Genomic DNA, 23,186 nt, shown 5'->3' on the forward strand with positions numbered 1-23,186 from the left:
GATGCTGATCACCTGCCCCTATTGCGGCCCGCGCGACGTCTCCGAATACACCTATCAAGGCGATGGCAACCGCACGCGCCCCGACCCTGCCTCCACCGACCAGGAGGCATGGAATGCCTATGTCTACGACCGGCTGAACCCGCGCGGCGAGCACCATGAAATCTGGCAACACTCGGGCGGTTGCCGCGCGCATCTCAAGGTCACGCGCAACACGCTGACGCATGAGATCTCCAGCGTCGGCTTCGCCCGCGACGCCGGGCACCGCAAGTCAGGCGGCCATCGCAAGACGGGAGCCCAGGCATGAGCCCGCGCCGCGCCGTATCGGGCGGTCGGATCGACCGTCTGCGCACCATCCGCTTCAGCTTCGACGGCCGGCCCTATACCGGGCATGCGGGCGACACGCTGGCGTCTGCCCTGCTGGCCAACGGCGTGACGCTGTTCGGTCGCTCGTTCAAATACCACCGGCCGCGCGGCGTGCTGACGGCGGGCGTGGAAGAGCCGAACGCGCTCGTCACCGTGCTCCACGGCGCGGTGCGCGAACCCAACATCCCGGCCACGATGATCGAGATCTATGACGGGCTGGTGGCTGAAAGCCAGAACCGGTTCCCGTCGCTCGCCTTCGACATCGGCGCGATCAACCAGCTCGGCAGCAAGGTGCTGGGCGCCGGCTTCTACTACAAGACCTTCATGGGACCGGTGATCGGCCCGCTGAAGGGCACCCGCTTCTGGATGTTCTGCGAATATTTCATCCGCCGCGCCGCGGGCCTCGGCCGCGCCGGCACGGAAAAGGACCCGTCGCGCTACGAGCGCATGAACGCCTTCTGCGACGTTCTGGTGGTGGGGGCCGGTCCGGCCGGGCTGATGGCGGCGAGAGCGGCCGCCGACAAGGGCGCGCGCGTCATCCTCGCCGATCTCGACGCAACGCCCGGCGGTTCGGCGAACTGGTCTGACGAAACCATCGACGGCATGGCCGCCGCCGACTGGGCGGCCGCCATGCTGCGCGACCTGAAGGGACGGGACAATGTGCGCGTGCTGCCGCGCACCACCGTCTGGGGCTATTACGACAGCAACACGCTGGCAGCGCTTGAGCGCGTGACCGACCACAAGCTCACCCCCGCCAAGGGCGAGCCGCGCCATCGGCAGTGGACCATCCGCGCCCAAGCGGTGGTGCTGGCCACGGGTGCGCTGGAGCGCCCGCTCGTCTTTCCCGGCAACGACCGCCCGGGCGTGATGCTGGCCAGCGCCGCCGAGCGCTATGTCAACCAATATGGCGTGCTGCCGGGTCGCAAGGTCGCGATCTTCACCAACAACGACAGCGCCTATTGCACAGCGCTCGCGCTTAAGAAGGCCGGCGGGACGGTTTCCGCGATCATCGATGTGCGCGCAGAGGTCTCAGATGCCGCGCGCGACATCGCCGGCAGGGTCGGTGGCGAGCACCTTCTCGGACAGGCCGTGATCGACACCGAAGGCGGCAGCCAGCTGAGCGGCATCAAGGTGCAGCGCATCGACGCCGCAACAGGCAATCTCTCGGGCGATCCGCGCAACATCCAGGCCGACTGCCTGCTGGTGTCGGGCGGCTGGTCGCCGACGATCCACCTCGCCAGCCAGGCAGGTCTCAATCCGGTCTGGGACGACGAACTCCAGGCCTTCCTGCCACCGCAGGCGACGCAGAACTGGGTCGGCGCCGGTACCTTCAACGGCAGCTTCGCTACTGCCGAAGCCTTGACCGAGGGTCACGCCGCCGGCCTGAAGGCAGCCAATGCGCCCGCCTCCGCTGAGCCTGACTTGCCGGCGGTCGACGCCGACGGGCTCGACCCGAAGCCGGCCCCCGTCCTGGAAATCAAAGCCAAGGGAAAAGCCTTCGTCGACCACCAGCACGACGTGACGGCCGACGACGTGCGCCTCGCCCATCAGGAAGGTTTTGTCTCCGTCGAGCACCTGAAGCGCTACACCACGCTCGGCATGGCGACCGACCAGGGCAAGAACTCCAACGTGCCCGGCCTTGCCATCATGGCCGACGCGCTTGGTAAGCAGATTCCGGAAGTCGGCACGACACGCTTCCGCCCGCCCTTCGCGCCCGTTTCGGTGGGCTCGCTGGCGGCCGAACGCTATGGCGACATCCGGCCCGACCGGCTGACGCCGATGCACGACTGGCACATCGAAAACGGCACGATCATGTATGGCGCAGGCCTGTGGCACCGCCCCATGATCTATGGCCTGCCGGGCGAGACGGTCGAGCAAGCATATGTGCGCGAGACGAAGACCGTGCGCGAGGGCGTCGGCCTCGTCGATGTCTCCACGCTCGGCAAGATCGCCGTGCAGGGGCCGGATGCGGGCGAATTCCTCGACCGCGTCTACACCAACACGTTCTCGACCCTGCCGGTCGGAAAGGCCCGCTACGGCCTGATGCTGCGCGAGGACGGTCTCGTCCTCGACGACGGCACGACATGGCGGCTCGGCCAGCACGACTTCCTGATGACCACCACCACGGCCAATGCCGGCAAGGTGATGCAGCATCTGGAATATCTGCTCGACGTGGTGTGGCCGGAGCTGAAGGTGCAGCTCACCTCTGTGACCGACCAGTGGGCGGGCGCCGCGATCGCAGGCCCCAAGTCGCGCGACGTGCTCGCCGCATGCGTGACCGGCACGAAGGTCGACAACGAGACGCTACCCTTCATGGGCATCATTCATGGCGAGATCGACGGCGCGCCAGTGATGATCTGCCGGCTCTCCTTCTCCGGCGAGCTGGCCTACGAGGTCTATTGCGGCGCCGGCCACGGCACCCATGTATGGGAAGCGCTGATGAAGGCTGGTAAGCCGTTCGACATCGTGCCTTATGGTCTCGAGGCGCTGGGCACCATGCGTATCGAGAAAGGCCATGTCACCGGCGCGGAGATCGACGGCCGCACCACCGCGCGCGACCTGCATCTGGACTGGATGCTGTCCAAGAAAAAACCCTTCGTCGGCTCGGCCATGATGGACCGCGAGGGGCTTGTCGGCGAGGGCCGGTTGCAGCTCGTCGGCATCATCCCGCTCGACAACCGCCCGGTGAACGGCGGCGCGCATATCGTCGAGCAACTGCACGAGGACGGCCCGCGCGACTCGATCGGCCATGTCACGGCCATGTGCTATTCGCCCACGCTCGGAAAATACATCGCGCTGGCGCTGGTGAAGGACGGCAAGAGCCGCCGGGGCACCCGCGCCTTCGTCTCCGATCCGCTGCGCAAGCGTTTCGGACCGGTCGAGATCGTCAGCCACCACTTCTATGACCCGGAAGGGAGCCGCATGCATGGTTGAGCAGGAATCCCCGCTGAAGCCGGTGTGGAAGCCCGGCTCGCACGGCAATTTTTCCGACGGCGTCGGCGTCTATCTTTCGGAAACCGCGCCGGGTTCCATTGTCCAGCTCGCGGCCTGGCCCGGGGAGGAAAAAGCCATCATCGCGGCCGTCAAGAAGGTGGCCGGCATGACGCTGCCGGACGGCGCAGGTGGTGGCGCGCCGGGCGATGCCAAGGCAGCCTTCGGCTTCGCGCCCGGAAAGTTCCTCGTGGTGGATGAGAAGGAAGGTTTGGCGGAAGCCTTCGACAAGCAGGTCGACATTTCGGTGGGCACAGTGACCGACCTGTCGCATGGCCGCACCGCGATCCGCGTCGCCGGCCCGAAGGCGGAATGGGTGCTGGCGAAATTCTTCGCCATCGACTTTTCTCCCACCGCCTTCCCCGTCGGCGCCGGCCGCTCGACGGTGCATCACGACGTCTTCGCGCAGATCCAGCGTACCGCGCCGACGCAGTTCGACCTCTATGTCTTCCGCTCCTTCGCGCGCAGTTTCTGGACGGCATTGTGCCATGCGTCGGAGGAAGTCGGCTACGAGGTGCGATAGCCCGGGACGCCAGCGGCCATTACGAGGGAGGACAAAATGATGGAATTCATCAACTCGCCCGAGGCCAGGGCGATCAAGCTGCCGTTCAGTCAGGCGGTGCGCGTCGGCGATGTTCTTTATCTCTCCGGCGCGCTCGGCAACCGGCCCGGGACGATGGAGCTCGTTCCGGGCGGGATGGAAGCGGAAGCGCGCCAGGCGATGGAAAACATCGGCGCGGTGCTGAAGGAAAACGGGCTCAGCTTCGCCGATGTGTTCAAGTGCACGGTGATGCTGGCCGACATGTCGAAATGGGCCGAGTTCAACAAGGTCTATGTCAGCTATTTCGACCCGGACCGTCTGCCGGCGCGCTCGGCATTCGGCGCCAACGGCCTCGCACTGGGCGCGCTGGTGGAGCTGGAGTGCTGCGCCTATATCGGCGGCAAGCGCTGAGCCGCCTCACTTCCAGAAGGTGACCCATTCCTCTTGCGGGGCGCGGTCGGTGCGGAAAGTGCTTTCGGGCTTGCTCGTGTCCTCATGGCCCAGCGCCATGCCGCAGACCACGATCTCCTCGTCCGGAATGTCCAGGATCGGCCTGATCTGCTGGTGATAGGGCGCGAAGGCCGCCTGCGGGCAGGTGTCCAGTCCCCTCGCCCGCGCAGCGATCATGATGTTCTGCAGGAACATGCCATAGTCAATCCACGAACCCTGGTTGAGCCTGCGGTCGATCGTGAAGATCATGCCCACCGGCGCGTCGAAGAAGATGAAGTTGCGGTCGTGCTGGGCGCGCATGCGCTCCACCTCGCGCCGACCGATGCCGAGCGCGCTGTAGAGGCCGAAGCCGTTGGCGCGGCGGCGCGCGAGATAAGGCTCGAAGAACTGGTCCGGGTAATATTTGTATTCGTCCCACGCCACCTTTTCGGCGCGTATGCCGGAATTCAGGATCGCGTCGCCGATGCGCTGCTTGGTCTCGCCCTTGGTGACATAGACCTTCCAGGGCTGCATGTTGGTGCCCGAGGGCGCGCGTGCGGCAACTTCCAGTATCTCGCGGACCGTCTGGTCATCGACAGGGGTCGACAGGAAAGCGCGCACCGAACGGCGCGATCTGATCGCCTCGTCGACGGCGTCAGCCACGTCCTTAGAAAGCTCCCCGGTTCCACGTGCCAGCATGACCTGTCCCTCTTCAATGCGGTCGGCAACCGGAACGTCCCCCCTCGCCCTGGTCGCCCAAGCATTTGCACCAGCCTCCCCGGTCTCGCAAGCAATACCTGCATTTCATGAAATTCCCCTTGAATTTTTCATCGAACTGTCATCTGGTGAAAATTGAGGAGAAATTTTCATGCCGCCGCAAAAGGCCCATCACGGAGCGACCGAAAGCCCGCCGGAAAGCAGTGCCGACGCGCTGCTGGCGCGCGATCTTCGTGCGCTGCGCAAGGCGCGTGGCCTGACGCTTTCGGAAGTGGCGCTGACGCTCGGCCGCTCGGTCGGCTGGCTGAGCCAGGTGGAACGCGGCCTGTCGACGCCGTCCATCGGGGACCTGCGCGCCTTCGCCGAGCTGTTCGACGTGCCGGTCAGCCTGTTCTTCGGCCACGACGTGCCCGACGAGGCCGAGCGCGGCGTGATCGTGCGTGCCGGCCGCCGCCGCTCGCTCGGCACGAGCGAGACCGGGCTGGTGGAAGAACTTCTGTCGCCGGACCTTGGCGGCAGCTTCGAGATGCTGCGTTCCGAATTCGCGCCCGGCGCCGAGCTGAAAAAGCCCGCCAACCGGCCGACAGAGGAAGCGGGCTATGTGGTGTCCGGGCAGTTCGACATCGAGGTCGACGGCCAATGGCACCATCTGACCGAAGGCGACAGTTTCCGGTTCGGCGGCAAGCCGTTCCGGTGGAAGAATCCAGGAGAAGAACCGGCGGTGGTGATCTGGGTGATCTCGCCGCCGGTCTATTAGGACAACATTGACTTTGACGAGCAACGGCTAAGAAGGCCGGTGCCCGGATGACGCATTGAGGAGGATTGAATGGCGGAGTTTCCGACAACGGCACGTGTGGTCATCATTGGCGGCGGCGCGGTCGGCGTCTCAGCGCTCTACCATCTGGCCAAGGCCGGCTGGACCGACTGCGTGCTGCTCGAAAAGAACGAGCTGACCTCCGGCTCGACCTGGCATGCCGCCGGCAACGTGCCGACCTTCTCGTCCTCCTGGTCGCTGATGAACATGCAGCGCTACTCCACTGAGCTCTACCGGGGGCTTGCGGACGAAGTCGACTACCCGATGAACTACCATGTCACCGGCTCGCTGCGCCTCGCCCACTCGAAGGAGCGTATGCGCGAGTTCCAGCGCGCCAAGGGCATGGGCCGCTACCAGGGCATGGACATCGAGGTGATCGGCCTCGACGAAATCAAGGGCCGCTATCCCTTCATCGAGACGCATGAGCTGGAAGGCGCGCTGTACGACCCGAACGACGGCGACATCGACCCCGCCCAGCTCACCCAGGCGCTGGCCAAGGGCGCACGCGACATGGGCGCCAAGATCATCCGCTTCTGCCCCGTCAGCGGCGTGCGCCGCGAAAACGACGAATGGGTCATCTCCACCGCGCAAGGCGACATCCACTGCGAATATGTCGTCAACGCCGCCGGCTATCGCGCACAGGAAGTGGGCCGCATGTTCGGCCGCGAAGTGCCGATGATGGTGATGAGCCATCAGTACATCCTGTTCGAGGAAATCCCCGAACTGGCCGCCTGGTCGAGGGAAGCCGGCCAAAAACTGCCGCTGCTGCGCGACGTCGACACCTCCTACTATCTGCGCCAGGAAAAGCACGGCATGAACCTCGGCCCCTATGAGCGCAACTGCCGCGCCCATTGGGCTACCGCGGACGATCCGATGCCGGACGATTTTTCGTTCCAGCTCTATCCGGACGATCTGGAGCGGCTGGAATGGTATCTGGACGACGCCGTGCGCCGCGTGCCGATCCTCGGCACGGCCGGCCTCTCCAAGGTCATCAACGGCCCTATCCCCTACGCGCCGGACGGCAACCCGCTGATCGGCCCGATGCCGGGCGTGCCCAATGCCTTCGAGGCCTGCGTCTTCACCTTCGGCATCGCCCAGGCGGGCGGCGCCGGCAAGGTGTTGGCCGAATGGGTCACGCAGGGCCAGACCGAATGGGACATGTGGTCGTGCGACCCGCGCCGCTTCACCTCGTTTGCCGCCGCACCCGACTACGCGGTGGCCAAGGGCATGGAAATCTATGGCAACGAATACGCCATCTGGTTCCCGCGCCACGCCTGGCCGGCCGGTCGCGACCGCAAGCATTCGCCGATCCACGACCGCATCAAGAAGCTCGGGGCGCAGTTCAACGCCTATAACGGCTGGGAGCGCGCGACGTGGTTCGCTCAAGCCGGCGATGATCTGTCCGAGGAGTCGACCCAGACCTTCCAGCGCTCCGGACCGTGGGAGAAAAGAATCCGCGAGGAATGCCTGGCCGTGCGCGACGCCGCCGGCATCCTCGACCTGCCCGGCTTCTCGCGCTTCCGCCTGCAGGGCCCCGGCGCGCGCGCCTGGCTGTCGACGCTGATCACCGGCGTAGTGCCGAAGCCCGGCCGCATCGGCCTCGGCTACTTCGCCGACGAGGCCGGCCGCATCGTCACCGAAATGTCGATCATGGCAATCGACGAGGATTTCTTCTTCCTCATTACCGCCGCGGTCGCCCAGTGGCACGACTTCGAGTGGCTGCAGAAGCATCTGCCCGCGGGCACGGAGATCACGCTGCAGGACGTGACCGACAACTTCTCCTGCCAGATCCTGTCAGGCCCGAATTCGCGTGCAATTCTTAGCGAACTGACCGACGCCGACCTGTCAAAGCCGTGGCTCACCCACCAGAGCGCGCAGGTTGCCGGGCGTTGGTGCCAGCTGGTGCGCGTTTCCTTTGCCGGCGAACTTGGCTGGGAAATCCACTCAAAGATCGAGGACACAGCCGCGATCTTCGACGCCGTCTGGGAAGCTGGCCAGAAGCACGGCCTGAAACCGTTCGGCATGTTCGCGCTTGACAGTCTCCGCCTGGAAAAGAGCTACCGCGCCTGGAAGGGTGACCTATCGACAGACTATACCGTGCTGCAGGGCGGGTTGGAACGCTTCGTCAAGTGGGACAAGCCCGAGTTCAAGGGCAAGGCAGCGCTCCAGAACGAGAAGCAGCAGGGTGTTTCGAAGCGGTTCGTCACGCTGGTCGTCGAGGCCGGTGACTGCGACGCGCCTTACATGTCGACCATCTGGCACGACGGCAAGGTAGTCGGCGAAACGACGTCAGGAGGCTTTGGCTACCGGGTGGACAAATCCATCGCGCTCGGCATGATCCGCGCTGATCTCGCCGAGCCGGGCACCAAGGTGCACGTAGAAATCTTCGGCGAGAACTTCCCGGCGGTGGTGCAGGAAGACCAGCCGCTGTGGGACCCGAAGAACGAAAGGTTGCGTGCATGACGAGGGTTGTCATCACGGATGGCGGCATGGGTCAGGAACTCGTGCGGCGAAGCAAAAGCGAGCCCACGCCGCTGTGGTCGGCAAAGGTGCTGATGGACGAGCCCGACCTGGTGCGCGGCCTGCATGCGGAGTTCATCCGGGCGGGTGCCCGGGTAATCACGCTCAACACCTACTCCGCCACGCCCGAGCGGCTGGAGCGCGAGGGCGCGGCCGAGTTGTTCAAGCCGCTGCAGCGGCGCGGCATCGAGCTCGCCAAGGCGGCGCGCGACGAGGCCGGAGACGCGGCGATCGCCGGCTGCCTGCCGCCGCTGTTCGGCAGCTATGCGCCGGCGCTGACCATCTCCTATGAGGAGACGCTGGACATCTATCGCCGCGTGGTCGCCGAACAGGCCGATCACGTCGACCTGTTCCTTTGCGAGACCATGGCTTCGGCCGACGAGGCACGCGCCGCCGTCACCGCCGCGACGGAGAGCGGCAAGCCGGTCTGGGTTTCCTGGACGCTGGCCGACCATGGCGAACCGCGCCTGCGTAGCGGCGAAAACCTCGCCGCCGCCAACGCGGCCCTTGGCGACATGCCACTCGCCGCGCGGCTCATCAATTGCTGCCGCCCTGAGGCGGTCGATGCAGCCTTCGCCGACCTACTCGCGCTTGGCGGCAAGGTTGGCGCATACGCCAACGGCTTCACGGCCGTCGAGGCGCTCAAGCATGGCGGCACCGTCGACGTGCTGCATGCCCGTCATGATCTCGACCCGGCCGCCTATGCCGATTTCGCCATCGGCTGGGTGAAGCGCGGCGCCGCCATCATCGGCGGCTGCTGCGAGGTCGGGCCGGAACACATCGCCGCCCTGCGCGACCGCCTCGTCGCCGATGGGTTCGAAATCGCAGGAGCCTTCGATGCCTAAGCCGTCCGCCCGCGTGTCCGGCATCACCCCCTCCGGCAAGGATGGGTGGGAGGTGCATCTGGAAGCAATCACCCGCAAGGAGGCTGGCGAGGACATCATCATGCTCTCCGTCGGCGACCACGATTTCGACACGCCGACCGAGACCGTCGAAGCCTGCGTGACCGCCGTGCGCGGCGGCTATCATCACTACACGCAGCTTCCCGGCATTCCGCGCCTGCGCGAGGCCATGGCGCGGATTTCGACGCAGTCGACCGGCGTACCCACCACCGCGGACGAGATTCTCGCCGCACCGGGCGGCCAGCTTGCGCTCTACGCCGCCGCGCAGGCCGTGCTCGATCCGGGCGACCACGCCATCGTGGTGGCGCCCTACTACGCCACCTACCCGCCGACCTTCCGCGCGGCCGGTGCTGATTTCACCGTGGTCGAGGCGCGCTCGGAAGATGGTTTCCAGCCGCGTGCTGAGGACATCGAAAAGGCGGTGAGGCCCAACACGCGCGCCATCCTCATCAACACGCCGAACAATCCGACCGGCGCCGTCTACACACGCGAAAGCCTCGAAGGCCTCGCTGAAGTCTGTCGCAAGCACGACCTCTGGCTCCTGTCAGACGAGGTCTACTGGACACTCGGCGGCGACGAGCACCTGTCGCCCCGTGCGCTGCCCGGCATGGCCGAGCGCACGCTGGTCATCAACTCCATGTCGAAAAGCCATGGCATGACCGGCTGGCGCATCGGCTGGCTGACCGGCCCGAAGGACCTCATCACCGTTCTGGCCAGCCTCAACCTCGTAACCACCTACGGCCTGGGCGATTTCGTCTCGCGCGCCGCGGCCGAGGCGCTGGAGAACGGCTATGGCGTGAAGGACATCGCCGAACGCTACGCAGCGCGCCGCACAGTGTTCCTCGATGCGGTGCACGGTCTCAATAACGTCGCCGTGCGGGGCTCGGCGGGCGGTATGTATGTCATGCTCGACATCAGCGCCGTCGAGCCCGACTGCGAGAAATTCGCCTTCGGCTTCCTCGAGGCTGAAAGCGTCGCCGTCATGCCGGGCTTGAGCTTCGGTGAATCTGCGGCCGGCCACATACGCATCAGCCTTTGCCAGCCTGAAGAAACCTTGATGGAAGCGGCCCAACGCCTGCGCCGCTTCGTCGCCTCCTACAGCCCATCCAAGGAAAGCAAGATCGCATGACCTCCCTGCCGCAAAAGGCCCGCGCCGTCATCATCGGCGGCGGCGTATCCGGTTGTTCCGTTGCCTATCATCTCGCCAAGCTCGGCTGGACGGACATCGTGCTCCTGGAACGCAAGCAGCTTACTTGCGGCACCACCTGGCACGCAGCGGGCCTGATCGGCCAGCTGCGCGCCTCGCAGAACATGACGCGGCTGGCGAAATATTCCGCCGACCTCTACGTCAAGCTTGAGGAGGAAACCGGCGTTGCCACCGGCATGCGCCAAGTCGGCTCCATCACGGTGGCGCTGACGGAAGAGCGCAAGCACGAGATCTACCGACAGGCCTCGTTGGCCCGCGCCTTCGATGTCGACGTGCGCGAGATCTCGCCGCAGGAAGTCAAGGAGATGTATCCGCATCTCAACGTCTCCGACGTGGTCGGCGCCGTGCACCTGCCGCTCGACGGTCAGTGCGACCCGGCCAACATCGCCATGGCCCTTGCCAAGGGCGCGCGCCAGCGCGGCGCGAAGATCGTCGAGGGTGTGAAAGTCACCGCCGTCCACCAGAAAAATGGCCGCGTCACCGGCGTTTCCTGGGCCCAAGGCGCCGAACAGGGCACGATCGAGACCGACATCGTGATCAACTGCGCCGGCATGTGGGCGCGCGAACTCGGCGCCATGTCGGGCGTGACGGTGCCGCTGCACGCCTGCGAACATTTCTATCTCGTCACCGAGGCCATCGACGGCCTTGGCCGTCTGCCGGTGCTGCGCGTGCCGGACGAGTGCGCCTACTACAAGGAAGACGCCGGAAAGATGATGCTCGGCGCCTTCGAACCCAAGGCGAAGCCGTGGGGCATGGAAGGCATCCGCGAAGACTTTTGCTTCGACCAGCTGCCGGAAGATTTCGAGCATTTCGAGCCGATCCTCGAAATGGGCGTGAACCGCATGCCCATGCTTGGCACCGCCGGCATCCACACCTTCTTCAACGGCCCCGAAAGCTTCACGCCGGACGACCGCTACTATCTCGGCGAAGCGCCGGAACTCGGCGGCTACTGGGTGGCGGCCGGCTACAACTCGATCGGCATCGTCTCCTCCGGCGGCGCTGGCATGGCGCTGGCGCAGTGGATCAACGACGGCGAAGCGCCCTTCGACCTCTGGGAAGTGGACATTCGCCGCGCCCAGCCGTTCCAGAAGAACCGCGCCTACCTCAAGGAGCGCGTCTCCGAAACACTTGGCCTGCTCTACGCCGACCACTTCCCCTATCGCCAGGTGGTGACCTCGCGCGGCGTGCGCCGTTCGCCCATCCACGAGCATCTAAAGGCGCGCGGCGCCGTCTTCGGCGAGGTCGCCGGCTGGGAGCGCGCCAACTGGTTCGCCAAGGAGGGCCAGGAACGCGAATACCGCTACAGCTGGAAGCGGCAGAACTGGTTCGAGAACGGCCGCGAGGAACATCTGGCCGTGCGCAACAATGTCGGCCTGTTCGACATGACCTCCTTCGGCAAGACCCGCATCGAGGGCCGTGATGCGCTCGCCTTCCTGCAGCGCATGTGCGCCAACGATCTCGACGTCGCGCCGGGCAAGATCGTCTACACGCAGATGCTGAACAATCGCGGCGGCATCGAAAGCGATCTCACCATCTCGCGCCTGTCGGAGACCGCCTTCTTCGCCGTGGTGCCGGGCGCCACGCTGCAGCGTGATCTGGCCTGGTTGCGCAAGCATGTGCGCGACGAGTTCGTCGTCATCACTGACGTGACGGCCTCCGAATCCGTGCTCTGCCTGATGGGCCCGCGCTCGCGCGATCTGATCCAGAAGGTAAGCCCCAACGATTTCTCCAACGAGAACAATCCCTTCGGCACCTTCCAGGAAATCGAGATCGGCATGGGGCTGGCCCGCGCCCATCGCGTGACCTATGTCGGCGAACTCGGCTGGGAGCTCTATGTCTCGACCGACCAGACGGCGCACGTCTTCGAGGCGTTGGAAGAGGCCGGCCGCGAGTTCGACCTGAAACTGTGCGGCCTGCACACGCTCGATTCCTGCCGCATCGAAAAGGCGTTCCGCCATTTCGGCCACGACATCACCGATGAGGATCACGTGCTGGAGGCAGGCCTCGGCTTTGCCGTGAAGACCGGCAAGGGTGACTTCATCGGCCGCGACGCGGTGCTCTCCAAGAAGGAAGCCGGCCTCGATCGCCGCATGGTGCAGTTCCGCCTCACCGATCCGGAGCCGCTGCTGTTCCACAACGAGGCCATCGTACGCGACGGCAAGATCGTGGGCACGGTGACGTCCGGCAATTACGGCCACCATCTCGGCGGTGCCATCGGCATGGGCTACGTGCCCGCCAAGGGCCAGAGCGAGGCCGACATTCTCGGCGCGAAATATGAGATCGAGATCGCGGGCGAACGCTTTGAGGCCGAAGCTTCGCTGAAGCCGATGTATGATCCGAAGGCGGAGCGGGTCAGGGCGTAGTCATCCATGCCCTTCCTCCGTGGGAGGGAAGCCCTCAAAACGCCTCCAGCTTGCGCCGCACCTTTCGCAAAAACGCGGCGCGAGTCTCCGGCGTCGATTTGTCCATCAGGTAGTGCGCCAGGAACAGTGTACGGCAGCGCCAGCCGCAGAGCGAACGTATGCCGCGCAGGATCGTCTTGCGGCCGGGATGACCGACCGCATGCGACCACCAGCGTGGCGCACCACAGGTGGTGATGACCGCAATCTTGGAGACATGGGTCATCAGCGGCCTGATCGGCCCCGGCCCCTTCGGCAATTGGAAGGCAACGTCGGTCGCCCAGACACGATCCAGCCAGCCCTTCAGCATCGCCGGCAGGCCGTACCACCAGGTCGGATAGACGAAGACGATGGCCTCGGCCCATTTCAGGTGCTCGATATGCGCGGCCAGCGCCGGATCGGTCGGGGCGCGATCGTTGTATTCCCGCCGCTCGCCATCGCGCATCACGGGATCGAAATTCTCGGCATAGAGATCGACCAGCCGCGCCTCGCTACCCTTGGCAGCTATGGCCTCGAGTGCTGTGTCGCGTACCGACGCGCAAAAGCTCTCCGGCACGGGGTGGCAATAGACGACGAGGACTTTCATGCCGCGCTCATCCCACCTTCTCCAGCCCCTTGAAGAGATAAGTCCGGCCGGACCGATAATCATATTCCGGGTTTTCCCAGGCGATCATCTTGCCCGGATTGAGCAACCCTTGCGGGTCGGCCTCGCGTTTGAAGGCCAGCTGGATTTCGTCGGTTTGCTTCATGCCGCCCTCTTCCAGCGTGTAACGGTGCGGATTGAAGATCGGGCAGCCATTTTCCTCGAACAGGCGGATGATCTCTTCCAGCCGTTCCTCCGTGGTGAACTTCACCAGCGGCAGGCCGAAGCAGGTGATGTTGCCGTCGAAGCGCACGAACTCCAGATGCGAAAACACCTCGCCCGGGAACATGGCGTCCATCTTCTCCACCAGCGCGAGTTGGTTGGGGAACGGGTAGAGCGACTGCAGATAGGTGATCGACGGGTCGACGCGCAGTGCCCTAAGCGTCGTGTGGTTCCAGGCCAACTCGAAGACCGGCGGCAGGCCCTTCTTCTCCTCATCCGTCATGGCCGCCGCATTGAAGATCACCTCGCCGCCCTCCCGGCGCGTGAAGGCAAGGAAAGCGTCCAGCGAATGCGGCGCCACCATCACCAGGCAGATGCTCTGGCCGGGCCGGAAGAAGCGCTGGTGTCGCTTGAAATAGTCCTGCGGCACGGGCGCGGCGATCGGGGTGATGAGTTTTGTCAGAAGCCCGTCCTGGCAGCCGAGCGCATTGCCGTAGCGCGCAGCGCCCATGAAACTGTCGAATCCGACGATCACGTCCACCCAGTCGTAGGAAGCGGTCAGCGGCATCTCCACTTCGGTGATGATGCCGTTGGTGCCATAGGCATGGGTTACCTTGTGCAGGTCTTCGCCGGTGAGATCGAGCACCCTCGGCTCGGCCTCCATGGTGACGACGCGCAGGCGCAGCACATTGCCGAAATCGCGCAAGCCGCCGAAATTGATCGAACCGACGCCGCCCGATCCGCCAGCGATGAAACCGCCAATGGAAGCGGTGTTGTAAGTGGACGGGTGCAGGCGAAGTTCCTGCCCCGAATGCGCGCGAGTGGCCCTGTCGATATCGGCGATGATCGCGCCCGGCCCGCACACCGCGCGCCCCGGCGAGATCGACGTGACCTCGTTCATGTCGGCAAGCGACAGAACCACGCCGCCCGACAGCGGCATTGCCTGACCGTAATTGCCCGTGCCGGTGCCGCGCGGCGTGACCGGCACGCCATGCCTATGACAGGCGGCCAGCACGCGGATCACCTCGGCCTCGTTCTTCAGCGAGACGATGAGATCGCCGGTGACGGTATCAAGTTGGCGCTTCAGCACGGGGCTGTACCAGTAAAAATCGCGGCTCTTCTGCTGGACGATTTTTTCGTTGTCCTCGATCTTCAGCCCATCGAGATCGCGTTTGAGCGCTGCGATATCCATCATCCCCCCACCATCAGATCATCGAGTTCGGCGTAGTCGGGCAGTTCGGCTTCGATGGGTTTTCCGTCGCGCACGACGGTGCGATCGGATTCGGGCCGCGACAAAAGCTCGGTCCAGCTTCGCCCCTTGAAGATGATGAAATCGGCGGGCACACCGGCGCGCAGAATCCCTGCCCCGTCCAGCCGCATCGCTTGCGCAGGCGTCGCGGCGACCGTCTTCGGCCAGTCCCCGACCGGATGGTCGAAATGCAGGATGCGCGTTGCCATGCGGTAGACCTCCAGCATGTCGAGGTCGCCATAGGCGTAGAACGGATCGCGGGTATTGTCCGAGGCCACCGACACCGGAATGCCCCGCGCCTTCATTTCGTGCAGCAGCGTCACCCCGCGCCAGCGCGGCGTGGTGCCGTCATGGCGGCGGTCTTGGAGGTAGAGATTGCACATGGGCAGCGAGACGACTGCGATCCCCGCTTGCGCCACCTTGTCCAGCGTGTCGAGCACATGATGGTCCGGCTGGCGCGCCAGCGAGCAGCAGTGGCCGACGAGGATTTTTCCCTCGAAGCGATGGCGCAATGCCGCCTCCGCGATCTTCCTCAGCGAAACCGCATCGATGTTGTCGGTCTCGTCGGCGTGGAAATCGAGATCGAGGCCATGCGCGATCGCCGCGCGGAACATGCGGTCCAGCAGTTCGTCGAGATCCGAAACCATATAGGTCACGGCGCCAAGCACGCCGCGCGCGGCCGCCACGCGCCTGGCAAGTTGCTCGAACCAGTCGGAATCCCGCACGCCGTCGATGCCGATCAGGCTGACAGCCTGCAATTCCATGCGGCCATTCCAGCGCTCGCGCAGTTCCTCGAAGACCGGCCATGAGATCGCGTCCTGCGGCGCGGCGCTGTCCAGATGGGTGCGCAAGGCGCTGGTGCCGTGGGCGTAGGCCGAGCGCAGGGAGAAATCCATTCGCCGCGACAAGTCTTCCGCTGTCCAGCGCGCCGTGCGGTCAGCATCGGCCGCATTTAGCGCCCCGGGAAAGGAGCCGTCCAGATTGGGCTTGCGCGGCCAGATGTGGCCCTTGTCGATATGGGTATGGCAATCGACGAAACAGGGCAGCACGATGCAACCCTTGAGATCGACGGCAGTCGCATCGACCCTGACCGGTGCGGCGGCTGTGATGCCTTTTATCCGGCCATCCGCCACCTCGATGTCCACCAGCGTAAAGCCGTCACCATCGAACTGCGCCTCGAGACCCGGCGTCAGCGAGGCATGCACGCGGGCATTGGCAAGCGTGAAGGTGCCGGAAGTCGGAAGATCGACAGCCGCCATCACCCCTCCTGCTTCAGCGCGCTTTCGTGCCAGCGCCGCAAGATGAGATGCGAAATCAGCGACAGCACTAGGAAGATGACGATGCCGGTGAGCGAAATGAGGATCAGCGCCGCGAACAGCCGCGGCGCGTTCAGCCGATAGCCGGCCTCGATGATGCGCGAGGCAAGCCCCGACGACTGACCGGACGCGCCGGCGACAAATTCGGCCACCACCGCGCCGATCAGCGAAAGCCCGCCGGCGACCTTGAGGCCACCGAGGAAATAAGGCATCGCCGCCGGCAGGCGCAGGTGCCAGAGCTCCTGCCAACGCCTCGCGCCGTTCAGCCGAAAGAGGTCGCGAAGGTTGCGGTCGACCGAATTCAGGCCCAGCGTCGTATTGGACAGAATCGGGAAGAAGGCCACGATCCACGCGCACAGCAAAAGCTTGGCGGTCTGGTTGTCGACATAGATGTTGATGAGCGGGAAGATCGCCACGATCGGCGTGACCTGCAGCACGACCGCGAAGGGGAAGAACGACATCTCCACCCATTTCGACTGCGCGAATAGCACCGACAGCCCCACGCCGCCGATCACCGCCAGAAGCAGGCTGAGAAAGGTGATCTTCAGCGTCACCAGCAGCGAGCCGAACAGCAGCCCGGCGTCGTTGTAGAGCGTCTGCAGCACCACGCCGGGGCGCGGCAGGATATATTGCGGGATCTCGTTCCAGACGCAGATGCGGTCCCACAGCCAGATCGCCAGCACCATGATGGCAAGCGGCACCACCCATCTGCCGACGCGCTCCAGCCTCTGGCTGCGCGCCCGCCGCATCTCTTCCTGGTCGACCGCTGGTGCCTGGATTTGAACTGCCGTCATGCCGCACCATTCGTATTGATCCGCATGGCCTCGCCGAGCACGTCGGACGCCCGCCGGCAAAGCGCGGCATAGTCGGGCGAGGTGCGGAACGCCTCGTCGCGTGGATAGCCGGCATCGACCGCAACCTCTTCGAATACGCGCCCCGGCCGCGCCGCCATCACCACGATGCGGTTCGACAAGAACACGCTTTCGAAAACGCTGTGGGTAACGAAGACGACCGTGAACCGCTCCTCCTGCCAGAGGTCGAGCAGGTCGTTGTTGAGCTTGAAGCGGGTGATCTCGTCGAGCGCGGCGAAGGGCTCGTCCATCAGAAGCAGGCGCGGGCGCGTGACCAGCGCGCGGGCGATGGAGACGCGCATGCGCATGCCGCCCGAAAGCTCGCGCGGCACCGCCTTTTCGAAACCGGTGAGGTGCACCCGCTCCAGCATCTTCGCCACGGCAGGAGCGGCTTCGCCACGCGAAACGCCCCTCAGCCGCAGCGGCAGCCAGACATTGTCGAACACGCTTGCCCAGGGCAGCAGCGTTGGCTCCTGGAACACGAAGCCGACCGACCCCTGCTCGTCGGCGCGGCGCGGCCAGTCGAGCGTGCCGGTGGTGGGCGTGGTCAGGCCGGCGATGATGCGCAGCGCGGTGGACTTTCCGCAGCCGGAAGGGCCGAGGAGGCTGACGAAATCACCCTCCCCGATGGTCAGGTTGACGTCGCTGAGAGCCGTGACGCCGTTTGAAAAACTCTTGCCGACCGCGCGAAGCGCCAGGAGCGGTCCGCCGCTCCCGACTTTCGCGGGTGTTGCTGCCTTGATGGACTGCATGGTCCCGATGCCGGACTTACTTCTTGAGATCGAGGCCGACACCCTTGTTCACGAACTGCAACGTATAGGCCTTCGCGATATCGAGCCCATCGGACAAGACCTTGGCCTTCACCATCTTGGCGTAGAAGTCGGCCACGCGCTCATCGGTCATGGCGCCGATGCCAAGCTTTTCCGCCTCGCCGGAATCGACGATGCCGTGGTCCTTCAACTGCTTGATCGAGAAGGCGATCTGCTCGTCGGTGATGTCGGGATTGTCCTTCTTGATCATCTCGTTGGCGACGATGTTGTCGCCGTAAAGATAGTTGTACCAGCCCTTGGCCGAACCATCGACGAAGCACTGCACCACCTGCGGCCGCTCATCGATGGTCTTCTGCATCGCCTCGATCGTGGTGGCATAGGTGCTGAAGCCATAGTCCGCGAGCAGGAAGACGTTGGGCTCGAAGCCGCCCTCCTTCTCCACCGCGAAGGGCTCCGAGGTCACGTAGCCCTGCTGGATCGACTTTGAATTGGCGATGAAGGGGGCCGCGTTGAAGGTATAGGGCACGCGCTTGGTGGGATCGAAGCCGTAGTCGGTCACCATCCACTGGAAGAAGCTCTGCATGCCCTCGTCGCCGAGGATGTACTGGTCGGCCTTCGGCAGGTCCTCCCATTTGTCGAGACCCTGACCGGGGTGCGACATCACCACCTGCGGGTCTTTCTGGAAGGTGGCCGCCACGATGCGCAGCGGGATGTTCTGCTGTACGGCATCGAAGGCCTGCAGCAGGTTGCCGCCCATGTAGAAGTCGATCTTGCCGGCAAGCAGCAGCGGCCGGCCGCTCACCTGCGGGCCGCCCTGTTGGATGGTGACGTCCAGCCCGCAGGCGGCATAGGTGCCGTCGGCCACGGCTTGGTAGTAGCCGCCGTGCTCTGCCTGGGCCAGCCAGTTGGTCATGAAGGTGACCTTCTCGTTGGCGAGCGCGGTCGAGGCGGTCGCGCCGAGAAGCGCCACGGCGCCGATGGAGATCACGAAATTCCTGCTCATGCACGCACCCCTCTTTATCCCGACGGCTTTTGGCACCGGGCGTCTTGTTGTTTTCAACGAGCGCATGGGACGCTGGGGACGGCGCCGTTGCGGGGACGCTTCCCTCACCCTTCTCCGGTCGAGACACCGGTGCCGCCATGCCATTCGCGCCGGCATCGTGCCCATTTTTCCAGCGCAAGTCCAGAATGTTGACGCTGCGTCAGACGCTTGAATGCGACGGCGATTTCGCCTTAGCTTGGCGCCAGTGGAGGGGTAGAAAAATGTTCAAGTTTCTGACGCCGAAATCGATAAGACCGCCTTTCGCGCGCTATAGCCACGGCGTCGAGGTGCCCGCCGGCAAGCGGCTGGTGGTCTGCTCGGGCCAGATCGGCATCGGGCCGGACGATTCCGTGCCCGAAGATGTCGGCGCGCAGGCCGAACTCTGCTTCGACAACATCGCAGCGGTGCTGGGCGAAGCCGGTATGACGCTCGCCAATGTCGTGCGCATCAACACCTTCGTCAGCGACCGCGCCTATCTGAGAGCCTATATGGAGGTGCGCGACCGGCTGTTTTCCGAGCCGGCGCCGGCCTCGACGCTGCTCATCGTCGCCGGCTTCTCAAGGCCCGAATTCAAGATCGAGATCGAGGTCATAGCCGCCGGATGATCGACAAAGGCGCGATCCGGGGTTAGGCCGCGTTTCAAACAGCACGAGGATTTCACAGTGGCCGAAGCAAGAAGACGCGTCTGGTGGGGCGACTACCGCACCACCGAATATGCCAACATCGACCCGGAGGCGACGATCGCCGTGCTGCCGGTGGCGGCCATCGAGCAGCACGGGCCGCATCTGCCAGTCTCGACCGACACGACCATTATGCAGGGCATGCTGGGCACGGTCATTCCGCGCCTGCCGGAAAATCTCGACGTGCGCATCCTGCCCATCCAGGCTGTCGGCAAATCGAACGAGCATGTGCGCTCGCCCGGCACGCTGACGCTCGCTGCCACGACGCTGATCGAGGCCTGGACCGAGCTTGGTGTTTCCATCGCTCGCGCCGGCGTGCGCAAGCTCGTGATCGTCAATTCGCACGGCGGCAACGAGGAGATCATGGGCATCGTCACGCGAGAGCTGCGCGTGCGCTTCGACATGCTGGCGGTGAAGACGAGCTGGCAGCGCTTCGGCCGGCCTGCCGGCATGTATCCCGAGTTGGAAGACCGCCACGGCATCCATGGCGGCGACGTCGAAACCTCGCTGATGCTGCATTTCCGGCCCGATTTGGTCGAGATGAGCCAGGTCGAGAATTTTGTCTCGAACGTGGCCAGGGCGGAACAAAGCTTCGAGCTGATGCGCCAGACCGGAACCCATGCCTATGCCTGGCTCGCCGCCGATCTCAACAAGCATGGGGTGGTCGGCAATGCGGCCATCGCCACCGCCGAAAAGGGCCGGCTGACCGCCGAGCACCAGGCCGACGGCTTTGTCCGGCTGCTGCAGGATGTGCGCAAGGCGAAGCTTTCGGAGTGGCTGGCGTAGGTCTGCTTTGATTGCACCGGAGCGGAGGTGGTGATGTCGAGGCATGGGTCCCCGGAACCTCCGCATTTCGCTGCGCTCATGCTCCGGCCCGAGGACGACGGGTTGGTTGGGACGGCGGACAATCGGAAACGTTCGTGATTTGCGCAGGCCTTTCTTCTGCCGTCGTCCTCGTGCCCCGAGCGCGAGCGAAGCGAGCAAGCTCGGGGTTACGGGGACCCATGCCTCGACCGTCTTGCCGTCAAAGGCCTTTCAGAAATTAGCGAAACCCTTCAATCTCCAGCGCAAAGGGCGTCCCCTCAAAAGCATCGGCACCGCGGCCGATGCCTTTTATCGCCGCGATCATGCGGCCATCGCGCCCGAGCAGTGTATCCGCCACCGCTATAAGCCGCGGGTTGGGCGTGGCCGAGGGGGACAGCCAGCGCAGTTCCTTCGCGAGTTCCATTTCGTCGCGCTGCGGCGCGAGGGCCGACGCCACGATATAGGCCGAAGCCGTCGAACGGCTGATGCCGGCAAAGCAATGGATCACCAGCGGCCGGGCACGATCCCACGCGCGGGTGAAATCGAGCAGCTGGCGCACATGCGCCTCGCCCGGCAGCGTCATGCCGGCCTGCGCCTCCGCGATGTCGTTCATCGACAGCAGCAGGTGATTCTCGGCCGTGATCGCAGTCGGCCGCACAACTTCCGTGCCAGCCGTGAGCAGTGACACGAGGCGCTCCGCGCCTGACCGCACCACGGTTTCATCGACCTTCGACAACGGGCAGACATAGATCATGGCTAAGCCTCCGTCGCGCGAGCGTGCCGCTTTTCAGCCCAAACCGCCAGCGCCTGTTCCAGCCGCTTCCATTCGGCTTCTCTTCCGGGAAGGCCAATGCGCAGGGCAGTGTCGTCCCAGCCAAAATTGCGGATGAGAATACCGCGCTCGCCAAGCGCCGCAAACAGCCCCGCAGCATCCGAAGTCCTCACGAAACGGAACAGGCTGGTGCCGCCACTCATTTGAACACCCGCGCCAGCAAAGAGTGCGTCCAGCCGCGCAGCATCCTCGCGCAGCGTGTTTCGCATCGCCCCCTGCCACGCCTCGTCGCCAAGCGCCCTGATGCCATATTCCAGCGTCGGACCGGCCACGGCCCACGGCCCCAATTCAGCATCGAGCAATGCCGCGAGCGGTTCGGCCGCGATGGCAAAGCCAAGCCGCACACCGGCCAGCCCAAAGAACTTGCCGAAGGAGCGCAGCACGACCAGCCCGCCGCGCTCTACATCGCCGTCCACGCGCTCGTCCCGTGGGCCGACTTCCATGAAGGCCTCGTCGACCACCAAAAGCCCGCCCTTGGAGCGCATCTTGTCGGCCAGCTCCAGAAGGTCGCGGCGGCTCACCACGCGTCCGTCCGGATTGTTCGGATTGACCACGACGGCAATGTCGGCGCCGAACAGCGCATCGAAGTCGCGCACTTCCGCCACCGTGTGACCGGCAATGGCGCAGGCGCGCGCATGCTCGGCATAGGTCGGCCCCAGCACCAGCGCCCGGCCCGGCTTCACCAGCGAAGCCACGCGCGGCAGCAGGATCTGCGTGCCGGGCGCGGGCACCACATTGGCGGCCGACGGCGCGCCGTAGGCTGCCGCGGCGCCGGCCGCGAGTTCCCGCGCGCGCGCCGGTTCCGGCAGGCGCGAGAAGGCGGTGGCAGGCAGATCGAAAAGCGGATAGGAGTGCGGATTGATCCCGGTCGACAGGTCGATCCAGGGCAGCGGCGCATGTGGAAACAGCACGCTGGCCCGGCCCAGACTGCCACCATGATCGGCCACCGCATCCACCGAGTTCCCGTTCACAAGCGCCATGTTCGTCCTGCTCGCCTTCCTGTCGCTATTCGTCGAACTGGGCTTCGGTTACCCGGATCGGCTGGTGCGCGCAATTGGCCATCCCGTCATCTGGATCGGCCAACTGATCTCTTTCCTCGACCGGCACCTCAACCGCGCGACGCTTTCCGACATGCAGCGCCGCATTTCGGGCGTGGCAGCACTCATCGTTCTGATGGGCGTGCCGGCAGCGATCGCATTCGCTATTTCAACGGCTCTTTCGGCCCTGCCCTTCGGCATCATCCTCGTGGCGATCCTCGGCAGCAGCCTGCTGGCGCAGCGCAGCCTCGCCAGTCACGTCAAGGCAGTGGCCGACGCGCTCGACCAGGGCGGACTTGCCGCCGGCAGGCGCGCAGTCTCCATGATCGTCGGCCGCGACCCCGACCAACTGGACGAAGCCGCCGTCTGCCGCGCGGCGATCGAAAGCCTGTCGGAGAATTTTTCCGACGGCATTGTGGCACCTGCCTTCTGGCTGGGCGTCGGCGGTCTCGTCGGCGGCGTCGCCTACAAGGCAGCCAACACCGCCGATTCGATGATCGGCCACCGCACGCCGCGCCACGAAGCCTTCGGCTGGGCCGCCGCCCGCTTCGACGATCTCATCAACCTGCCCGCCTCGCGCCTCACCGGTCTGCTGCTGGTCGCGGCCGCGGCACTTGTGCCCGGTGCCGACCCGAAAAACGCCTGGCGCTCTGTTCTCCGGGATGCCGGCAAGCACCGGTCGCCCAATGCCGGCTGGCCGGAATCGGCAATGGCCGGCGCGCTCGGCCTCGCGCTCGCCGGCCCGCGCGTCTACGGCGGCATGCTGGTCGAGGATCACACGATGGGCGACGGCCGGCGCGAGGCAACCAGCGCCGACATCAGGCGCGCGCTAAGGCTTTATTGGACCGCCGACCTGATCATGATTGCGGGATTCGGATTGCTCGCGGCCATCGTTGCGATAGCCTGACCGGCAGGTC

General features: G+C 65.1%; 21 protein-coding genes. 12 read left to right on the top strand and 9 right to left on the bottom strand.

Features of this window, described 5'->3' with window-relative positions; genetic code table 11:
* The first annotated feature begins 1 nt into the window (after position 1).
* From ABLE85_RS05770 to ABLE85_RS05785, 4 genes are read left to right on the top strand one after another with little or no spacing between them, the layout of a single operon-like run.
* Positions 2–304: a sarcosine oxidase subunit delta gene (locus ABLE85_RS05770; RefSeq protein WP_348791746.1), complete on the top strand. Its 303-nt coding sequence runs from the start codon at positions 2–4 to the stop codon at positions 302–304.
* A complete protein-coding gene (locus ABLE85_RS05775; RefSeq protein WP_348791747.1) occupies positions 301–3,297 on the top strand; it encodes a sarcosine oxidase subunit alpha in 2,997 nt (998 codons plus the stop codon). The genes ABLE85_RS05770 and ABLE85_RS05775 overlap by 4 nt, the downstream gene beginning before the upstream one ends.
* A complete protein-coding gene (locus ABLE85_RS05780) occupies positions 3,290–3,877 on the top strand; it encodes a sarcosine oxidase subunit gamma (protein WP_348791748.1) in 588 nt (195 codons plus the stop codon). The genes ABLE85_RS05775 and ABLE85_RS05780 overlap by 8 nt, the downstream gene beginning before the upstream one ends.
* 36 nt (positions 3,878–3,913) lie before the next feature.
* On the top strand, positions 3,914–4,306 hold the full coding sequence (locus ABLE85_RS05785; RefSeq protein WP_348791749.1) for a Rid family detoxifying hydrolase: 393 nt from the start codon (positions 3,914–3,916) through the stop codon (positions 4,304–4,306).
* A 6-nt stretch (positions 4,307–4,312) separates the two neighbouring features.
* On the opposite strand, the gene ABLE85_RS05790 is transcribed toward ABLE85_RS05785, so the two are convergent.
* Positions 4,313–5,023 carry a nitroreductase gene (locus ABLE85_RS05790; protein ID WP_348791750.1) on the bottom strand — a complete coding sequence of 237 codons (711 nt, stop codon included), beginning with the start codon at positions 5,021–5,023 and terminating at the stop codon, positions 4,313–4,315.
* A gap of 169 nt (positions 5,024–5,192) precedes the next feature.
* Between ABLE85_RS05790 and ABLE85_RS05795 the strand changes: the two genes are divergently transcribed.
* The 5 genes from ABLE85_RS05795 to ABLE85_RS05815 all read left to right on the top strand — a co-directional run bounded on the left by ABLE85_RS05795 (position 5,193) and on the right by ABLE85_RS05815 (position 12,847).
* A complete protein-coding gene (locus ABLE85_RS05795; protein WP_348791751.1) occupies positions 5,193–5,798 on the top strand; it encodes an XRE family transcriptional regulator in 606 nt (201 codons plus the stop codon).
* Positions 5,799–5,867: 69 nt separating this feature from the next.
* Complete coding sequence (locus tag ABLE85_RS05800; RefSeq protein WP_348791752.1) at positions 5,868–8,318, top strand: FAD-dependent oxidoreductase; 2,451 nt, start codon at positions 5,868–5,870, stop codon at positions 8,316–8,318.
* Complete coding sequence (locus tag ABLE85_RS05805) at positions 8,315–9,220, top strand: homocysteine S-methyltransferase family protein (protein ID WP_348791753.1); 906 nt, start codon at positions 8,315–8,317, stop codon at positions 9,218–9,220. The genes ABLE85_RS05800 and ABLE85_RS05805 overlap by 4 nt, the downstream gene beginning before the upstream one ends.
* Entirely contained in the window at positions 9,213–10,406 is a 1,194-nt protein-coding gene (locus ABLE85_RS05810; protein WP_348791754.1) for a pyridoxal phosphate-dependent aminotransferase, read from the top strand. Before ABLE85_RS05805 ends, ABLE85_RS05810 begins: the two co-directional genes overlap by 8 nt.
* Entirely contained in the window at positions 10,403–12,847 is a 2,445-nt protein-coding gene (locus ABLE85_RS05815; protein WP_348791755.1) for an FAD-dependent oxidoreductase, read from the top strand. The genes ABLE85_RS05810 and ABLE85_RS05815 overlap by 4 nt, the downstream gene beginning before the upstream one ends.
* A gap of 34 nt (positions 12,848–12,881) precedes the next feature.
* On the opposite strand, the gene ABLE85_RS05820 is transcribed toward ABLE85_RS05815, so the two are convergent.
* The 6 genes from ABLE85_RS05820 to ABLE85_RS05845 are packed head-to-tail and all read right to left on the bottom strand — an operon-like array spanning position 12,882 to position 18,877.
* On the bottom strand, positions 12,882–13,469 hold the full coding sequence (locus tag ABLE85_RS05820; RefSeq protein WP_348791756.1) for an NAD(P)H-dependent oxidoreductase: 588 nt from the start codon (positions 13,467–13,469) through the stop codon (positions 12,882–12,884).
* A gap of 7 nt (positions 13,470–13,476) precedes the next feature.
* The gene (locus tag ABLE85_RS05825; RefSeq protein ID WP_348792115.1) at positions 13,477–14,880 is read right to left on the bottom strand and encodes an FAD-binding oxidoreductase; all 1,404 of its coding nucleotides are present in this window, start codon (positions 14,878–14,880) and stop codon (positions 13,477–13,479) included.
* Positions 14,880–16,196: a cytosine deaminase gene (locus tag ABLE85_RS05830; RefSeq protein ID WP_348791757.1), complete on the bottom strand. Its 1,317-nt coding sequence runs from the start codon at positions 16,194–16,196 to the stop codon at positions 14,880–14,882. Before ABLE85_RS05830 ends, ABLE85_RS05825 begins: the two co-directional genes overlap by 1 nt.
* Complete coding sequence (locus ABLE85_RS05835; RefSeq protein ID WP_348791758.1) at positions 16,196–17,047, bottom strand: ABC transporter permease; 852 nt, start codon at positions 17,045–17,047, stop codon at positions 16,196–16,198. Before ABLE85_RS05835 ends, ABLE85_RS05830 begins: the two co-directional genes overlap by 1 nt.
* Positions 17,044–17,856, bottom strand: a complete 813-nt coding sequence (locus ABLE85_RS05840) for an ABC transporter ATP-binding protein (protein WP_348791759.1) — start codon at positions 17,854–17,856, stop codon at positions 17,044–17,046. The genes ABLE85_RS05835 and ABLE85_RS05840 overlap by 4 nt, the downstream gene beginning before the upstream one ends.
* Before the next feature lie 16 nt (positions 17,857–17,872).
* Positions 17,873–18,877: an ABC transporter substrate-binding protein gene (locus ABLE85_RS05845; protein ID WP_348791760.1), complete on the bottom strand. Its 1,005-nt coding sequence runs from the start codon at positions 18,875–18,877 to the stop codon at positions 17,873–17,875.
* A gap of 260 nt (positions 18,878–19,137) precedes the next feature.
* Between ABLE85_RS05845 and ABLE85_RS05850 the strand changes: the two genes are divergently transcribed.
* Positions 19,138–19,521: a RidA family protein gene (locus ABLE85_RS05850; protein WP_348791761.1), complete on the top strand. Its 384-nt coding sequence runs from the start codon at positions 19,138–19,140 to the stop codon at positions 19,519–19,521.
* Positions 19,522–19,578: 57 nt separating this feature from the next.
* Positions 19,579–20,382: a creatininase family protein gene (locus ABLE85_RS05855; RefSeq protein WP_348791762.1), complete on the top strand. Its 804-nt coding sequence runs from the start codon at positions 19,579–19,581 to the stop codon at positions 20,380–20,382.
* A gap of 256 nt (positions 20,383–20,638) precedes the next feature.
* Here ABLE85_RS05855 and ABLE85_RS05860 read toward each other — a convergent pair whose 3' ends face one another.
* Positions 20,639–21,154 (bottom strand): tyrosine phosphatase family protein, encoded by a 516-nt coding sequence (locus ABLE85_RS05860; protein ID WP_348791763.1) that lies wholly within the window; start codon positions 21,152–21,154, stop codon positions 20,639–20,641.
* A 2-nt stretch (positions 21,155–21,156) separates the two neighbouring features.
* Entirely contained in the window at positions 21,157–22,212 is a 1,056-nt protein-coding gene (cobD, locus tag ABLE85_RS05865; RefSeq protein ID WP_348791764.1) for a threonine-phosphate decarboxylase CobD, read from the bottom strand.
* Here cobD and cbiB point away from each other — a divergent pair.
* Positions 22,211–23,176 (top strand): adenosylcobinamide-phosphate synthase CbiB, encoded by a 966-nt coding sequence (cbiB, locus tag ABLE85_RS05870; RefSeq protein WP_348791765.1) that lies wholly within the window; start codon positions 22,211–22,213, stop codon positions 23,174–23,176. The genes cobD and cbiB overlap by 2 nt on opposite strands.
* Positions 23,177–23,186 lie beyond the last annotated feature (10 nt).

The organism is Mesorhizobium sp. KR1-2 (assembly GCF_040045035.1).
In the GTDB taxonomy this organism is placed as follows: domain Bacteria; phylum Pseudomonadota; class Alphaproteobacteria; order Rhizobiales; family Rhizobiaceae; genus Pseudaminobacter.

Bases quoted from the DNA above. Each gene is read 5' to 3' on its own strand.
- ABLE85_RS05770 (WP_348791746.1), top strand. From the start codon at position 2: ATGCTGATCACCTGCCCCTATTGCGGCCCGCGCGACGTCTCCGAATAC.
- ABLE85_RS05775 (WP_348791747.1), top strand. From the start codon at position 301: ATGAGCCCGCGCCGCGCCGTATCGGGCGGTCGGATCGACCGTCTGCGC.
- ABLE85_RS05780 (WP_348791748.1), top strand. From the start codon at position 3,290: ATGGTTGAGCAGGAATCCCCGCTGAAGCCGGTGTGGAAGCCCGGCTCG.
- ABLE85_RS05785 (WP_348791749.1), top strand. From the start codon at position 3,914: ATGATGGAATTCATCAACTCGCCCGAGGCCAGGGCGATCAAGCTGCCG.
- ABLE85_RS05790 (WP_348791750.1), bottom strand. From the start codon at position 5,023: ATGCTGGCACGTGGAACCGGGGAGCTTTCTAAGGACGTGGCTGACGCC.
- ABLE85_RS05795 (WP_348791751.1), top strand. From the start codon at position 5,193: ATGCCGCCGCAAAAGGCCCATCACGGAGCGACCGAAAGCCCGCCGGAA.
- ABLE85_RS05800 (WP_348791752.1), top strand. From the start codon at position 5,868: ATGGCGGAGTTTCCGACAACGGCACGTGTGGTCATCATTGGCGGCGGC.
- ABLE85_RS05805 (WP_348791753.1), top strand. From the start codon at position 8,315: ATGACGAGGGTTGTCATCACGGATGGCGGCATGGGTCAGGAACTCGTG.
- ABLE85_RS05810 (WP_348791754.1), top strand. From the start codon at position 9,213: ATGCCTAAGCCGTCCGCCCGCGTGTCCGGCATCACCCCCTCCGGCAAG.
- ABLE85_RS05815 (WP_348791755.1), top strand. From the start codon at position 10,403: ATGACCTCCCTGCCGCAAAAGGCCCGCGCCGTCATCATCGGCGGCGGC.
- ABLE85_RS05820 (WP_348791756.1), bottom strand. From the start codon at position 13,469: ATGAAAGTCCTCGTCGTCTATTGCCACCCCGTGCCGGAGAGCTTTTGC.
- ABLE85_RS05825 (WP_348792115.1), bottom strand. From the start codon at position 14,880: ATGGATATCGCAGCGCTCAAACGCGATCTCGATGGGCTGAAGATCGAG.
- ABLE85_RS05830 (WP_348791757.1), bottom strand. From the start codon at position 16,196: ATGGCGGCTGTCGATCTTCCGACTTCCGGCACCTTCACGCTTGCCAAT.
- ABLE85_RS05835 (WP_348791758.1), bottom strand. From the start codon at position 17,047: ATGACGGCAGTTCAAATCCAGGCACCAGCGGTCGACCAGGAAGAGATG.
- ABLE85_RS05840 (WP_348791759.1), bottom strand. From the start codon at position 17,856: ATGCAGTCCATCAAGGCAGCAACACCCGCGAAAGTCGGGAGCGGCGGA.
- ABLE85_RS05845 (WP_348791760.1), bottom strand. From the start codon at position 18,877: ATGAGCAGGAATTTCGTGATCTCCATCGGCGCCGTGGCGCTTCTCGGC.
- ABLE85_RS05850 (WP_348791761.1), top strand. From the start codon at position 19,138: ATGTTCAAGTTTCTGACGCCGAAATCGATAAGACCGCCTTTCGCGCGC.
- ABLE85_RS05860 (WP_348791763.1), bottom strand. From the start codon at position 21,154: ATGATCTATGTCTGCCCGTTGTCGAAGGTCGATGAAACCGTGGTGCGG.
- cbiB (WP_348791765.1), top strand. From the start codon at position 22,211: ATGTTCGTCCTGCTCGCCTTCCTGTCGCTATTCGTCGAACTGGGCTTC.
- cobD (WP_348791764.1), bottom strand. From the start codon at position 22,212: ATGGCGCTTGTGAACGGGAACTCGGTGGATGCGGTGGCCGATCATGGT.